This is a genomic window from Mesorhizobium sp. CO1-1-7 (assembly GCF_020164885.1).
GTDB classification, from domain to species: Bacteria; Pseudomonadota; Alphaproteobacteria; order Rhizobiales; family Rhizobiaceae; genus Mesorhizobium; species Mesorhizobium australicum.
Window position 1 is genome coordinate 525,475 of record NZ_JAIUHA010000001.1, and the last position, 14,157, is coordinate 539,631.

The 14,157-nt window shown below is 64.4% G+C and carries 12 protein-coding genes; 8 read left to right on the top strand and 4 right to left on the bottom strand.

Annotated elements, in window-relative coordinates; translation table 11 throughout:
• Positions 1–291: 291 nt before the first annotated feature.
• From LB516_RS02385 to LB516_RS02400, 4 genes are all read left to right on the top strand, one after another.
• A complete protein-coding gene (locus LB516_RS02385) occupies positions 292–966 on the top strand; it encodes a response regulator transcription factor (protein WP_140660565.1) in 675 nt (224 codons plus the stop codon).
• A 10-nt stretch (positions 967–976) separates the two neighbouring features.
• Entirely contained in the window at positions 977–2,338 is a 1,362-nt protein-coding gene (locus LB516_RS02390) for a sensor histidine kinase (protein ID WP_140875615.1), read from the top strand.
• Between the two features lie 69 nt (positions 2,339–2,407).
• Positions 2,408–2,857, top strand: a complete 450-nt coding sequence (locus LB516_RS02395) for an RrF2 family transcriptional regulator (RefSeq protein WP_140660563.1) — start codon at positions 2,408–2,410, stop codon at positions 2,855–2,857.
• The gene (locus tag LB516_RS02400) at positions 2,847–3,746 is read left to right on the top strand and encodes an NAD(P)/FAD-dependent oxidoreductase (protein WP_140723157.1); all 900 of its coding nucleotides are present in this window, start codon (positions 2,847–2,849) and stop codon (positions 3,744–3,746) included. Before LB516_RS02395 ends, LB516_RS02400 begins: the two co-directional genes overlap by 11 nt.
• On the opposite strand, the gene LB516_RS02405 is transcribed toward LB516_RS02400, so the two are convergent.
• Positions 3,743–4,510 carry a DeoR/GlpR family DNA-binding transcription regulator gene (locus tag LB516_RS02405; RefSeq protein ID WP_015314141.1) on the bottom strand — a complete coding sequence of 256 codons (768 nt, stop codon included), beginning with the start codon at positions 4,508–4,510 and terminating at the stop codon, positions 3,743–3,745. The two genes, LB516_RS02400 and LB516_RS02405, sit on opposite strands and share 4 nt — an antisense overlap.
• A gap of 414 nt (positions 4,511–4,924) precedes the next feature.
• Here LB516_RS02405 and LB516_RS02410 point away from each other — a divergent pair, with 414 nt between their 5' ends.
• Both LB516_RS02410 and LB516_RS02415 read left to right on the top strand, forming a co-directional pair.
• On the top strand, positions 4,925–5,812 hold the full coding sequence (locus LB516_RS02410; RefSeq protein WP_140614878.1) for a phosphotransferase family protein: 888 nt from the start codon (positions 4,925–4,927) through the stop codon (positions 5,810–5,812).
• Positions 5,809–8,262 carry an FAD-dependent oxidoreductase gene (locus LB516_RS02415; RefSeq protein ID WP_224718850.1) on the top strand — a complete coding sequence of 818 codons (2,454 nt, stop codon included), beginning with the start codon at positions 5,809–5,811 and terminating at the stop codon, positions 8,260–8,262. The genes LB516_RS02410 and LB516_RS02415 overlap by 4 nt, the downstream gene beginning before the upstream one ends.
• On the opposite strand, the gene LB516_RS02420 is transcribed toward LB516_RS02415, so the two are convergent.
• Complete coding sequence (locus LB516_RS02420; protein WP_140614880.1) at positions 8,259–8,891, bottom strand: class I SAM-dependent DNA methyltransferase; 633 nt, start codon at positions 8,889–8,891, stop codon at positions 8,259–8,261. The genes LB516_RS02415 and LB516_RS02420 overlap by 4 nt on opposite strands.
• Positions 8,892–8,983: 92 nt before the next feature.
• On the opposite strand from LB516_RS02420, the gene LB516_RS02425 reads away from it, so the two are divergent.
• Positions 8,984–9,886, top strand: a complete 903-nt coding sequence (locus LB516_RS02425; protein WP_140875619.1) for a phosphotransferase family protein — start codon at positions 8,984–8,986, stop codon at positions 9,884–9,886.
• Between the two features lie 17 nt (positions 9,887–9,903).
• Here the strand turns inward: LB516_RS02425 and LB516_RS02430 are convergent, their stop codons facing one another.
• Positions 9,904–10,827, bottom strand: a complete 924-nt coding sequence (locus LB516_RS02430) for a DMT family transporter (RefSeq protein WP_140875621.1) — start codon at positions 10,825–10,827, stop codon at positions 9,904–9,906.
• A gap of 108 nt (positions 10,828–10,935) precedes the next feature.
• Complete coding sequence (locus tag LB516_RS02435; RefSeq protein WP_140875623.1) at positions 10,936–12,216, bottom strand: amidohydrolase family protein; 1,281 nt, start codon at positions 12,214–12,216, stop codon at positions 10,936–10,938.
• 151 nt (positions 12,217–12,367) lie between these two features.
• Here LB516_RS02435 and LB516_RS02440 point away from each other — a divergent pair, with 151 nt between their 5' ends.
• Positions 12,368–14,122, top strand: a complete 1,755-nt coding sequence (locus LB516_RS02440) for an ABC transporter ATP-binding protein (RefSeq protein ID WP_140714208.1) — start codon at positions 12,368–12,370, stop codon at positions 14,120–14,122.
• Positions 14,123–14,157: the final 35 nt, after the last annotated feature.

The following is a 14,157-nucleotide window of genomic DNA, read 5'->3' on the forward strand; positions in this document are numbered from 1 at the left end:
TCGATCCCGGACAACATCACGCCAACCAGTTTGGTGTGGCCACGTGGTTTCGTTTCAGCGCCATTGGTTTCGAGCGTCAGGCCCGACCTGTTGCATATTCGGGCCTGACGCCTTCACGTCGGCGCGAGCGATTCGTGCCGACCCGGGTTGTTTGCCGCGATTGGGTTGCATAGACATTGCGCAATTTCGCTGAGGCCAAGAAAGTGCCTGTCGACCGCAGTCCTTCGGCTTTGCCATGTTTACGCAATGTTGGCGCGGTAGCGCCCGGCGCGGTTTTCTGAGGGATTGTCGATGCGTATCTTGCTGGTCGAAGACGAACCCGAGATGGTTTCGGCCCTGCGTGCCGCGCTGAAGCGCCACGATATGGTGGTCGATCACGCCGGCACATTGCTGGAGGCGGAGGGGTTCGTTGCCGTCGACAGCTATGACGCCATCCTGCTCGACCGCCAGTTGCCGGATGGCGACGGGCTGTCGCTGGTGCCGAGACTGCGTTCGGCCAGGAACACCTCGCCCGTGCTGGTGCTGACGGCGAGAGGCGACACGTCGGACAAGGTCGATGGGCTGGACATGGGCGCGGACGATTATCTGGCAAAGCCATTCGCGTTCGAGGAACTGCTTGCCCGGTTGCGCGCGCTGCTCAGGCGCCCGGCGCCGCTGCAGTCGCAGTTCATCCGCGCCGGCGATCTGGTGCTCGACGTCGGACATCGCGAAGCCTCTATCCGCGCCGAACCGCTCAGCCTGCCGCGCCGCGAACTCCTTGTGCTGGAGGCTCTGATGCGCCGCACCGGCCGCATGGTGCAGCGCGAGGCGCTGATGGAGGCGGTGTTCGGTCTCGACGACGAGATCCAGTCCAACGCGCTCGACACGCACGTCTCGCGCCTGCGCCGCAAGCTCGCCGATGCCAATGCCGGGGTGACGATCAACGGCATTCGCGGCGTCGGCTATCTCCTGCGCGAGACGACATGAGCGCCAAGCGATGAGCCTCAAGCGCCCGCATTCGCTGAAATGGAGCTTGGTGCTGCGCATCGCCTTGCTGCAATGCGCCATGCTGACCCTGATCATCGTCGGCATTCTCGGCGCCATGCTGGCCACCGGCCTTATCCCGCACGATTACGAGGACGGCACGATGGACGTGCTGGCGGATGCGGTGACACGCGATGCCGGCGGCAAGTTGGTTCTGCGCGAGACCTCGGACCTGACGAAGCTGCGGTCGGGTGTTCCCGACCTCTGGTTCATCATTCGAGACAAGCAGGGGCAAAGGCTGCAGGAGGGGACCGTGCCGCCCACCTTCCAGCCTTTCACCGGACTGCTGGACACGATCAGCGACGCCCGTATCGACCATGCAATCGGACAAGCCGCGCCGCCGGAGGGAAAGATCCGCTGGACCGACACGATGGCCGGCAACGTCCAGATTTTCAGCGGCACCAAGGGCGGGCTTTCGCTGCTGCGTCTGCTCGGCCAGGCGCCGCAATTCTTCCTGCAGGGCATATTGCCGCTCGCCGGGCTGATGGCGCTGGCCACGCTGTTCGCGACGCCATGGGTGGTGCGTGGCGCTTTGTCGGGACTTGGCCATGCGGCGGCCGAGGCTGAGCGCATCGACATCGACCAGCGCGGCGTGCAGCTGCCGCTGAAGGACGTGCCGACGGAAGTGACGCCGCTGGTCAAGGCCGTGAATGCCGCCCTTGCGCGCCTCGACAAGGGCTATGAGCGCCACAAGCGCTTCCTCACCGACGCCGCCCATGAGCTCAGGACACCGGTAGCCATCCTCAACACGCGCCTCGCCTCGCTGCCGGCGACACCGGAGCGGGCACGGCTGCTGCAGGACGCGGCCAGGCTTTCGACGCTGACCGACCAGTTGCTCGACCTGCAGCGCCTCGACCGGCAGACGTCGCCGTTCGAAGCGGTCGATCTCGTGGCGACCGCGCGCGGCGTTATCGTGGACCTCGCGCCGATGGCGTTTTCTGCCGGTTACGAAATGTCGTTCGAGCCGGAACGGGACACGATTTTCGCCACCGGAGACCGCACCGCCATCGAGCGCGCGGTGACCAACATCGTCCAGAACGCCATCGAGCATGGCGGTCGCGCTGGCAAGATCACCGTCGGCGTCACAACGCCCGCCATCATCGAGGTCCGGGACGAAGGCGACGGCGTCCCGCCGGGCGAGCGGGAGCGCATCTTCGAGCCCTTCTATCGGCTGCGCCCGCAGGATCATGGCGCCGGCCTCGGCCTCAATCTCGTGCAGGAAATCATGTATCTCCATGGCGGCCGCATCGATATCCTCGATGGCAAGCCCAGCGGCGCCTGCTTCAGGATGAGTTTTCGCGCTTTACCCGTTTAGCCTTGCCGCCAACCTCGCAAGGCCGCTGGTGCGTTTGACATTGCGACAAATCGTAACTAACTAAGTTACATGAAGCGTAATAGCCGACTGTCCTCCACTCTGCACATCCTCGTTCACATGGCCGAGAAGCCCGAGCAGGCTCTGACCTCCGAGCAGCTTGCCACCTTCATCCATACCAATCCGGTGGTGGTGCGCCGGACCATCGCAGGCTTGCGTGACGCCGGCATCGTCACCTCGTCACGCGGACATGGCGGCGGCTGGCTGCTCGGGCGCGCGCCCGAGAACATTTCACTGGCCGAGATCAGCCTTGCCCTTGGCGAGACGCTGCTGCCGTTCAGCACCGAACCGGAAAGCCCGGGCTGTCTCGTCGAGCAAGCGGTGATCGCCGTGCTCGACGATTTTCGCATCGCGGCCGAGAAGCTGCTGGCGGAGAAGCTCAGCCGCATCACGCTGGCCGACCTGACAGCCGATTTTCACCGTCGTTTCGACCTCGTTGGAGTTTCCAGCCATGCAGTATGATCTTGCCGTTATCGGCGGCAGCTTCGCCGGCCTGTCCGCCGCCATGCAGGCGGCGCGGGCGCGGCGCACCGTGCTGGTGATCGACGCCGGCCAGCCGCGCAACCGCTTTGCCGCGCATTCGCACGGCTTTCTCGGCCAGGACGGACGCACGCCTGGAGCGATCCTGGACGATGCAAGGCGGCAATTGCTTGCCTACCCGACGGCCAGGCTTGTGACCGCACGGGCGGACAAAGCCATTGCCAACAGCAGCAGCGATTTCGAAATCACCACCGATGGCGGCGAGACGTTCGGCGCCGCACGACTGGTGCTGGCAACCGGCGTGCGCGACATCCTGCCGGAGGTTCCGGGGCTTGCCGAGCAATGGGGCAGAACCGTGCTGCATTGCCCCTATTGCCACGGCTACGAGGTTTCCACCGGGCCGCTCGGCGTGCTCGCGACCGGCCCGATGTCCATGCATCAGGCGCAACTGATTTCCGATTGGGGCGACATCACGCTGTTCGGCAACGGACTGATCAAGCCCGATGCCGACGAGATGCATGCGCTTGAGAGCAGGAATGTAAGGTTCGAGCCCGCGACGGTCAACGAACTGAGCGATGATGGCTCCGGCGGCTTGGTTGTCCATCTCGTCGATGGCCGGCAGGCTGGCGTCAAGGCGATATTCACCGCGCCACGCAACACGATGGCGAGCCCGCTGGCCGAACAACTCGGCTGCGGCCTCAAGGACGGCCTGCTCGGCCCGATGATATCAGTCGATGACCGGCAGCAAACGACGGTTCCCGGCGTCTATGCCGCCGGTGACGCGGCACGTGCGATGCACAACATCGCCTTCGCCGTGTCGGGCGGCACCTTCGCGGGCGTGTGCGCCCACCAGTCGCTGGTCTTCGGCTAAATTCCGCCGGCCACGCTGAGGCGCGCCCCGGCTTGCGCCAGTGCCGCGGCAATGTCGTGCGGCGGCGCGCGGTCGGTGGCGAGTTCGGAAAAGCCGTCGAAGCCGCAGACCTGGACCAGGCCATGGCGGCCGAACTTCGTGTGGTCAGTGACGACCAGCGAGCGCTGGCCCCGCGACAGCACCATGCGGGCGAATTCCGCCTCGTCCAGATCAAAGTCCATGACACCCGTCACCGCATCCACGGCGCCGGTGGAGATGATGGCGTGGCTGACCGAGAAGCGGCTGACGAACTCGATGGCCGACGTCCCGAACGCGGCGCCTGAATCGCTGCGCAGCTCGCCGCCGGCCATATAGACCTTGTTGCCGTTGATGGTGGCCAGGGTGCGGGCGATGTCGGACGAGTTGGTGACGACCGTCAGGCGCCGGTGGCCGAGCAGTTCGCGCGCCAGGAACGAGGTCGTGGTGCCGGTGTCGAGCATGATCGATTCGCCGTCGCGGATAGTGGCCGCGACCGCGCGGGCAATGCTTCGCTTGGCGTCGGCATGCTCGCGCATGCGCCGTTCGAACGGCGCTTCGCCGACCATCGACGGCAGGCCGATGGCGCCATGCATCTTCAGAACCGAGCCGTCGCCGGTGAGCGGCTTGACGTCGCGGCGCACGGTCTCGAGCGAAACGCCCAACCGGTCGGCCAGGCTGGCGATAGTGACGGTTCCCTCTTCCTGCAGCAGCCGCAGGATCTCGCCATGCCGTTTCGAGTGGTTCATATGGGCGTCCCAAATGACCGTTTCTAAGGCATTCTTAGCGCTTTTAAAGGAGCTGCCCATGCTTTCGGGCGAAACACCCAAAAAAAGTCACATCTTTTCGTTGACAGAAGAGCAACCCCGGCGTGAAATCCATCTTCAACGGGTTCGGAACTGCAGCGGGATGGTAATTGGCAGAGCCGCAATTCACTGACCCCAGGCAGCCTGTAACGTGTCTGGCGCAAGGAATTTTCAGATCCGCGGGGGCGGATGCCGGGCTCAAAAACCTGGCCAAGGGGCTCGTCGGTGCGGTGCGGGATACCGATCCTGGCATCCCGCACCGACGAGATTGTTTGCGTTTCACCACGCCGCCGTTGCGCGGCCCATGGCGCCATATCGAAGCCCAGCAAACCAGGCCTGCCAACCAGGGATGATCCCGTGATTGCCGAAGACCGCATCCACGCCCTGCCGTGCTGGACGGGCGCCATCGAGATCGCGCCGCTGCCCGGCGGCCTGAGCAACGCCAATTATGTGGTCACCGATGCGGCCGGCAAACATGTGGTGCGTTTCGGCCAGGATTATCCGTTCCACCATGTCTTCCGCGAACGGGAGGTGATGACCGCGCGGGCGGCTCACGCGGCGGGCTTCGCACCGGCGGTCCGTTATGCCGAACCGGGGATCATGGTGACGGCGTTTCTTGGCGCCAGAACCTATCTGGCCGAGGACGTGCGCGCCAATCTCCGCCGCGTCGCGACGCTGATGCGCGGCTTTCACCGCGAGATGCCCAACCATATCTCCGGCGCCGGCTTCATGTTCTGGGTGTTCCACGTCATCCGCGACTATGCGCGCACGCTCGACGAGGGCAACAGCCGCAAGCGCGGTGACCTGCCGCGCTTTCTGGCGTTGGCCGACGAACTGGAGCGCGCCCAGAAATTGCTGCCGATCGTCTTTGGCCACAATGATCTTTTGCCGGCTAATATTCTCGACGACGGCGGCAGGCTTTGGCTGATCGATTTCGAATATGCCGGCTTCAATACGGCGATGTTCGACCTTGCCGGCGTCGCCTCGAACGCGGGCATGAGCGACGAGGAATCCTTCGCCTTCCTGACCGCCTATTTCATGAAGGAACCGGACGAGGCGATCCGCCGCTCGCACGCCGCCATGCAATGTGCCTCGCTGCTACGCGAGGCGATGTGGAGCATGGTGTCGGAGCTCTATCTCGACGCCCCGGGCATCGACTACGTCGCCTACACCGAGGAAAACCTGGCGCGGCTCGACGCGGCGCTGGAAAACTACCGGATAAAATACGGGATCCTGAAATCATGACCTTGCCTAGCCAGGCCGAGATCGTCGTCATCGGCGGCGGCATCATCGGCTGTTCGACGGCCTATCATCTGGCGCGTGACCACAAGGCCGACGTGGTACTGCTCGAACAGGGCAAGCTGACCTCGGGCTCGACCTGGCATGCCGCCGGCCTGGTCGGCCAGTTGCGCTCGTCGGCCTCGATCACGCGGGTACTGAAATACTCGGTCGACCTCTACAAGGGGCTGGAAGCCGAAACCGGTCTTGCCACCGGCTGGAAGATGACGGGGTGCCTCAGGCTCGCCACCAATGCCGACCGCTGGACCGAATACAAACGGCTGGCGACCACGGCGAAAAGCTTCGGCATGGACATGCAGCTGCTGTCTCCGGCGGAGGTCAAGGCGATGTGGCCCTTGATGGAGACCGGCGATCTCGTCGGCGCCTCCTGGCTGCCGACCGACGGCCAGGCGAGCCCTTCCGACATCACGCAGTCGCTGGCCAAGGGCGCGCGCATGCACGGCGCCAATCTCTACGAGGACGTGCGCGTCACGGGTTTCGAGATGAAGGGCGACCGCATCACGGCGGTGAAGACCAATCAAGGCGACATCGCTTGCGACAAGGTGGTGAACTGCGCCGGGCAATGGGCGCGGCAGGTCGGCGCGATGGCCGGCATCAACGTGCCGCTGCAGCCGGTCAAGCACCAGTATATCATCACCGAGAAAATCGCGGGGCTGGCAACCGACGCGCCGACGCTGCGCGACCCCGATCGGCGCACCTATTTCAAGGAGGAGGTCGGCGGGCTGGTGATGGGCGGCTATGAGCCGAACCCGCAAGCCTGGACGACCAATCTTCCCGGGGGCGACGTGCCCAATGATTGGGAGTTCCGGCTGTTCGACGACGACTACGATCATTTCGAGCAGCACATGGCGCAGGCGATCGCGCGGGTGCCGGCGCTGGAGACGGTCGGTGTCAAGCAGATGATCAACGGATCGGAAAGCTTCACGCCGGACGGCAATTTCATCCTCGGTGTGGCGCCCGAATGCGCCAACATGTTCGTCGGCGCCGGCTTCAACGCCTTCGGCATCGCCTCGGGCGGCGGCGCCGGCTGGGTGCTGGCGCAATGGGTGGTCGACGGCGAGGCGCCGCTCGACCTTTGGGTGGTCGACATCAGGCGTTTTTCCAACCTGCACCGCGACCGGCAATGGGTGAGCGAACGTACGCTGGACGCCTATGGCAAACATTACGCGATCGGCTTCCCGCATGAGGAATACACCAGCGGCCGGCCGCGCATCGTCTCCCCGCTCTACGACAGACTGAAAGACCATCGCGCCGTGTTCGGCTCCAAGCTCGGCTGGGAACGGCCGAACTGGTTCGCGCCGGAGGGCGTCGAGCCGAAGGACATCTATTCGATGGGCCGGCAGAACTGGTTCGCCGCCGTCGGCGACGAACATCGGCACGTGCGCGAGCATGTCGGTATCTTCGACCAGTCGTCCTTCGCCAAGTACGAGCTGAGCGGGCCCGACGCGGCGAGGGCCCTGGACTGGATCTGCGCCAACGATGTCGGCAAGCCGGTCGGCCGGCTGACCTACACGCAACTCCTCAACACGCGCGGCGGCATCGAGGCCGACCTAACCGTGTCGCGGCTGGCCGAGGAAAAATTCTATATCGTCACCGGCACCGGTTTCCGCACCCATGATGCCTCGTGGATCAGCGACCATATTGGCCACGGCCTCGATGCACAGCTCGCCGATGTCACCGAGGACTTCGGCACGCTGTCGCTGATGGGACCGCGCGCCCGCGACGTACTTTCGGCGGTGACCGATGCGGATGTGTCGAATGCCGGCTTCCCGTTCGGCCATGTGCGCGAGATCACAATAGCCGGTCACACGGTCCGGGCGCTGCGCGTCACCTATGTCGGCGAACTGGGCTGGGAACTGCATGTGCCGATCGCCGCCACCGGCGAAGTCTTCGACGTGCTGATGGCGGCCGGCGGGAAGCACGACATCCGGCCGGTCGGTTACCGCGCGCTGGAATCGCTGCGGCTGGAAAAGGGTTATCGCGCCTGGGGCTCCGACATCACGCCCAACGACACACCGCTGGAGGCTGGGCTCGGCTGGGCGGTCAAGCTGCGCAAGAACACCGACTTCGTCGGACGGCGCGCACTCGAGAAGGTTGGCGGCGCCTCGCTGAAGAAGTGCTTTGCCGGTTTCACGGTCTATGATCCGGAGATCGTGCTCGTCGGACGCGAGACCATCCTGCGCGATAGCCAGCCGGTCGGCTATCTCACCAGCGGCGGCTATGGCTACACGGTGGGAAAGAACATCGGCTACGGTTATGTGCGCAACGCTGACGGAGTAAGCGATGATTTTCTCGCCTCGGGCAGCTATGAACTTGTGGTGGCGATGGAGCGGACGCCGGCTCAAATCCATCTTGAGCCGCTATACGACCCGGCAATGGAGCGCGTGAAGGCTTAACTCACGCGCAAGGCGAGGCCACGGCTGGGGACGGTATCGGCCTCGCCTGGCATTGAGACATATGGTCGTGTTTCCTCGACCCGCGTGACCAGGCCTTGTGCCTCAAGTTCGGCGATGCGCGCGGCAAAACCGTGATCCCACAACGTGTTCTTGACCGTCAGCACGATCACCCCACCCGGCCGGCAGATGCGGATCAGTTCGTCCAGTCCCTCGGCGCCGACATGGCCGGAGGTAAAGACGCCGGCCGAGATGATGCCGGCATAGGTGCTGTCGGCAAATGGCAAGGCGCCGCCGAGCGCCAGGCAATGCAGCGCCGAATAGACGCCCTTGCGCGCGGCCTGATCCAGCATGCCTTGCGAGATATCCAGCGCCTCGACCTGGGGATAGCCGGCAATATCAAGCCACTCGCCGATCAGCCCGGTGCCGGCCCCGGCGTCGAGCAGCGGGGCTGACCCGCGCGGCAGATGGCGGGCGAGCAAAGCAAGGCAGATGGTCGGGTGGCGGTAGCCGGCTGCCGACATGTCGGCGTCGTAGGTTTGCGACCAGCGGTCGTACAGTGCCGCCACCTCTTCCGGGCGCTTGGCCGCGTAGACCTCGCCGAGCGCGCCTTGATGTTTGCTGTCCGCCACGTGCCCACCATTCCTCGTCTCGCCGCGATGATAGCCAAACGGCGAAAATTGTGGAACCGTGCAGCCGAGAAATAACGCGTGGGGACGCAGGCATGGGGACAGACGAGGCGCGGGCAAAACTTGCCGTCATTCCGGTACTGGCCGGCTATACTGGGCGGCTGGAACGGCTCGGCGGCTTGACCAACCTCGTCTTCAAGGCCGGCGATTACTGCCTGCGTATTCCAGGCAAAGGCACCGAGGAATACATCAACCGCGCCAACGAGGCGATTGCCGCGCGTGAGGCGGCAATAGCCGGGGTCAGCCCCGAAGTGCTGCATGCCGACGCTGCCAGCGGCCTCATGGTGACGCGCTATATCGCCGGCGCCGAGACGATGTCGCCGGAGAAATTCAGGGAGCGGCAGGGCAGCCCGGCCCGAGCGGCCGAGGCCTTCCGCAAGCTGCACGCGTCCGGCGCGGTGTTCCCCTTCCGCTTCGAACTGTTTTCGATGATCGACGACTATCTCAAGGTGCTGTCGACCAGGGATGTCGCCCTGCCCGCCGGCTATCATGACGTGGTGCGCGAGGCCGAGAGCGTACGTTCGGCCTTGGCCGTCCGCCCCTTGCCCCTCGTCGCCTGCCATTGCGATCCGCTGTGCGAGAACTTCCTCGATACGGGCGAGCGGATGTGGATCGTCGACTGGGAATATTCGGGGATGAACGACCCGCTCTGGGACCTCGGCGACCTCAGCGTGGAAGGCAAGTTCGACGCCGCCCAGGACGAGGAGCTGATGCGCGCCTATTTCGGCGGCGAGGCGAGGCCGGCGGAGCGCGGCCGCATCGTCATCTACAAGGCGATGTGCGATCTGCTCTGGACGCTGTGGGGGCTGATCCAGCTTGCCAACGAAAATCCCGTCGACGATTTCCGCGCCTATGCCGACGGCCGCTTCGCCCGCTGCAAGGCGCTGATGGAGACAGAGGAGTTTTCGCGGCACCTGGCGGCGGTACGCAAGGGCTAGGCACCAGAAATCCAGCCTTAGTTCACGCCTTTCGGCACGTTCTCCGGCGGCACCGTGGTGTCGACCACCTTCTGGCGGTGGAAGATGAACATGCCGGCCAGGACGATGATGCCCGAGCCGATCAGGATGCGCGGGCCGGGAACGTCGCCGAAGAACACCAGCCCGAACACCACCGCCCACAAGAGCAGCGTGTAGTGCAGCGGCGCCAGCGTCGAGGCCGGCGCCAATTTCAGTGCCCTGGTGATCATCAGATGCGCCCCGCAGGAAACGATGCCGAGCAGCAGCATGGCGCCGAAATCAAGCGCAGACGGCGTCTTCCAGGCGCCGATGGTGAGGGCGCCGCCAACCGCCAGCGTGCCGATCGTCTGCCATGTCACCAGATTGGTGTCGCTGGTGCCGCGCAGGCGCCGGTTAAGGATGATGGCGAAGGCGAAGGCAAGGCTGCCGACAAGTGCGAAACTCGATGACAGCGAAAACGCGGCAGAGGAGGGTTTCAGCATGATGACCACACCGCAGAAGCCAAGCAGGATCGCCACCCAGCGGCGCCAGCCGACCTTTTCGCCAAGCAGGAAATGCGACAGCGCCGCCACATAGATCGGCCCGGCCATGTAGAAGCTCATCACATCGGCAAGCGGCAGGTAGACGACGGCGGCGTAGAACAAGGCGGTGTCCAGTGTCGTCGCCACCACGCGCAGGATCTGCAACCCTGGCCGCTCCAGCTGGAACAGTCTGCCGGCGCCCTGGTTGGCGATCATCGGACCCAGCACGAAGAAAGCGCCGATCGAGCGGATCAGCACCACCTGGCCGACGGAGAAGCTGGCGACCAGCCACTTGCCCATCGCATCATTGAGCGCAAACAGGAAGTCGCCGGCCAGCATCAGCAGGATGCCGGCCAGGAGGACATTCTTGATTGTGGAATTCCGCGCCACGGGTTGCGTCATGCCGGCCCCGATTCCTCCCTCGCCCGAGCCGCGTCGTAGACGGAAGCGCCGGCTTTGACGAGGAGAAATCGGGAAATAGGTAAGACCAGCGTCGGGAATCGGCTGTATCTAGGTGGATATGTGCCTGCGATTCACCTGCGACGGCCTGCCGGAGATGGAAAGCCTGGTATCCTGCCTCGTCCGCTTCGCCACCACCTTGCCCCTGGCAATGACGCAGATGCGCTCGGCGCGCAGGCGCAGAGCCTCGATCGGATTGCCGGCATCGAGGATCACCAGGCTGGCGCGCTTGCCGACGCCGAGGCCGAGATGGTCGAGGCCCATGATCGCGGCATTGACGTTGGTGACCATATCGAAGCAGCGCGCCATGTCGGCGGGGCTCGACATCTGGGCTACATGCAGGCCCATGAAGGCGACGTCGAGCATGTCGGCGGTGCCCAGCGAATACCAGGGATCGAGCACGCAATCCTGACCCCAGCCGACACGGATGCCCAGCGCCAGCATCTCCTTGACCCGCGTCATGCCACGCCGCTTCGGGAATGTGTCGTGGCGGCCCTGCAGCATGATGTTGATCAGCGGATTGGGGATCGCGGAAACGCCGGCTTCGGCGATCAGCGGCAGAAGCTTCGAGACGTAGTAATTGTCCATCGAATGCATCGAGGTGAGGTGCGAACCGGCCACCCTGCCCTGCAGGCCGAGGCGCTGCGCTTCATAGGCGAGCTGTTCGATGTGGCGCGACAGCGGGTCGTCGGTCTCGTCGCAATGCAGGTCGACCATGAGCCCGCGTTTTGCCGCGATCTCGCACAGTTCGGTAACCGAGCGTGTGCCGTCGGCCATGGTGCGCTCGAAATGCGGAATGCCGCCGACGATGTCGACGCCAATGTCCAGCGCGCGAATGGTGTTTTTTCGCGCGGTCGGCGAGCGATAGAAGCCGTCCTGAGGGAAGGCAACCAATTGCAGATCGATATAGGGGGCGACGATTTTCTTGACCTCCAGCAGCGCCTCGACGGCCAGCAGCCGGTCGTCGCAGACGTCGACATGGGTGCGGATGGCGAGCAGCCCCATCGACACCGCCCAGTCGCAATAGGCGAGCGCCCGGTCACGCACGGCCTCGTGCGTCAGGAGCGGCTTCAGTTCGCCCCATAGCGCTATGCCTTCGAGCAGCGTGCCCGACGCGTTGATACGCGGAAGGCCGTAGGAGAGCGTCGCGTCCATGTGGAAATGCGGATCGACGAAGGGCGGTGACACCAGATTGCCATGGGCGTCGACCTCGGTCCGCGCGGAACCGTCGAGCTTCGGCTCGATCGCGGCGATCGTCTCGCCGCTGATGCCGATGTCGGCGATGCCGCCATCCGGAAGCGTGCCGCCGCGCACAATAAGATCGAAATCCATCTGTCATCATCCTGCTTGAAGAATCACTGCCGCATCGTGTCTCAAAAGACACCCCGCCGCAGCGGTTTCTTTCCATGGCGGCGAAAGGTTCCCTCCGGCGGCATCTCCCTCTATAAGCCGCCTTCGTCATCCCGGCATCAAGGATCAGCCGTTGTTTCGCTTCTTCCGCTCGACGGAGAACCAGCGCCTCGTCGCAAGGCTGCTCCGGGAATCGTTCCGGCAACACAGGGCCGGCTACGCCGCCGCCATCCTGTCGATGCTCGTGGTGGCCGGCATGACGGCCGCCAGTGCCTGGATCCTGCGTGAAATCACCAATGAATTCGTCATCGATAAACGGGTCGACCGCGTCAATATGATCGCCGTGGCGGTCGCCGGGATCTTCATCGTCAAGGGCATCGCCAATTTCGTCCAGGCCTATTTCATGAGCCGCGTCGGCAACGCCATCATCGCCGAACGGCAGCGCAAGATCTATGACCGCATCCTGGCGCAAGGCATCGAATTCTACCATTCGACCTCGTCGTCCGACCTGATCACCCGCATGACCAACAATGCCCAGGCGGCGCGCAACGTGCTCGACCTCATCGTCACTTCCTACGTGCGCGATCTGGTGACGCTGGCTGCCCTGATTGGGGTCATGGTCTGGCAGCAGCCGGCGCTGTCGCTGATCTGCTTCGTCGTCGGTCCGTTGGCCATCTATGGCGTCAACCGCATCCTGAAGCGCGTGCGCAAGTTCGCCGCCATGGAGTTCCGGTCGGTCGGCCAGATCGTGCAGGTGATGCAGGAAACCGCGATCGGCGTGCGCGTGGTCAAATCCTTCAACCTCGAAGGCCTGATGCGCAAACGCATGTACAGGGCGGTGGCGGACGTCGAGGATCGGGCCAACAACATCGCCGCGCTGGAAGCGGTGACCAATCCGGTGATGGAAACGCTGGCCGGCCTGGCGATCGCCGGCGCCGTCATGGTCAGCGGCTTGCTGGTCCTGCAGGGCGGCCAGATGCCTGGCAACATCATGGCCTTCATCGCCGCGCTGCTGCTTGCCTATGAACCGGCAAAGCGCCTGGCGCGGGTGCGCATATCTCTGGAAAGCGGCATTGTCGGCGTGCGCATGATGTTCGAGCTCGCCGACCAGCCGCTGACATTAGCCGAGAAGCCGGATGCGAAGCCGCTTCGGGCCGGACCGGGCGAGATCCGGTTCGATGCCGTCAGCTTCGCCTATCAGAACGGTCCGCCGGTGTTGGACCGGTTCGACCTGACCCTGGCGCCCGGCAAGATGACGGCGCTGGTCGGCCCCTCCGGCGGCGGCAAGTCGACGATCCTGAACCTGATCATGCGCATGTATGACCCGAAGAGCGGCAGGGTGCTGCTTGACGGCCAGGACATTTCCCATGCCACGCTCGCCTCACTGCGGGAAAAGATCGCCTATGTCAGCCAGGATACGTTCCTGTTTGCCGGCACGATCATGCACAACATCCGGCTTGGGCGCGAGGATGCGACCGACGACGAGGTGATCGCCGCGGCCAGGGCCGCCAACGCGCATGACTTCATCGTCGCGCAGGCGAAAGGCTACGAGACGGATGTCGGTGAGAATGGCGGCCTCTTGTCGGGCGGCCAGCGCCAGCGCATCTCGATCGCGCGCGCCATGCTGCGCAATGCCGAAATCCTGCTGCTGGACGAGGCAACGAGTGCGCTCGACGCCGAGTCGGAAGCGCTGTTCCGCGACGCGCTGCAACAGCTGACGGAAGGGCGCACCACAATCGTCATCGCACACCGCCTCTCGACCGTGCACCAGGCCGACACGATCGTGGTGCTGGAAGCCGGCAAGGTGGTGGAAAGCGGGCCGCACAAGATGCTGCTCGGGCAAGGCGGGCTTTACCAGAAGCTGTATGAATATCAGCTGATGCCTTAATGTGGAGCGGCGCAAGTCGAGACAGGTAGTCCTGC

Bases quoted from the DNA above. Each gene is read 5' to 3' on its own strand.
- LB516_RS02385 (WP_140660565.1), top strand. From the start codon at position 292: ATGCGTATCTTGCTGGTCGAAGACGAACCCGAGATGGTTTCGGCCCTG.
- LB516_RS02390 (WP_140875615.1), top strand. From the start codon at position 977: ATGAGCCTCAAGCGCCCGCATTCGCTGAAATGGAGCTTGGTGCTGCGC.
- LB516_RS02395 (WP_140660563.1), top strand. From the start codon at position 2,408: ATGAAGCGTAATAGCCGACTGTCCTCCACTCTGCACATCCTCGTTCAC.
- LB516_RS02400 (WP_140723157.1), top strand. From the start codon at position 2,847: ATGCAGTATGATCTTGCCGTTATCGGCGGCAGCTTCGCCGGCCTGTCC.
- LB516_RS02405 (WP_015314141.1), bottom strand. From the start codon at position 4,510: ATGAACCACTCGAAACGGCATGGCGAGATCCTGCGGCTGCTGCAGGAA.
- LB516_RS02415 (WP_224718850.1), top strand. From the start codon at position 5,809: ATGACCTTGCCTAGCCAGGCCGAGATCGTCGTCATCGGCGGCGGCATC.
- LB516_RS02425 (WP_140875619.1), top strand. From the start codon at position 8,984: ATGGGGACAGACGAGGCGCGGGCAAAACTTGCCGTCATTCCGGTACTG.
- LB516_RS02430 (WP_140875621.1), bottom strand. From the start codon at position 10,827: ATGACGCAACCCGTGGCGCGGAATTCCACAATCAAGAATGTCCTCCTG.
- LB516_RS02435 (WP_140875623.1), bottom strand. From the start codon at position 12,216: ATGGATTTCGATCTTATTGTGCGCGGCGGCACGCTTCCGGATGGCGGC.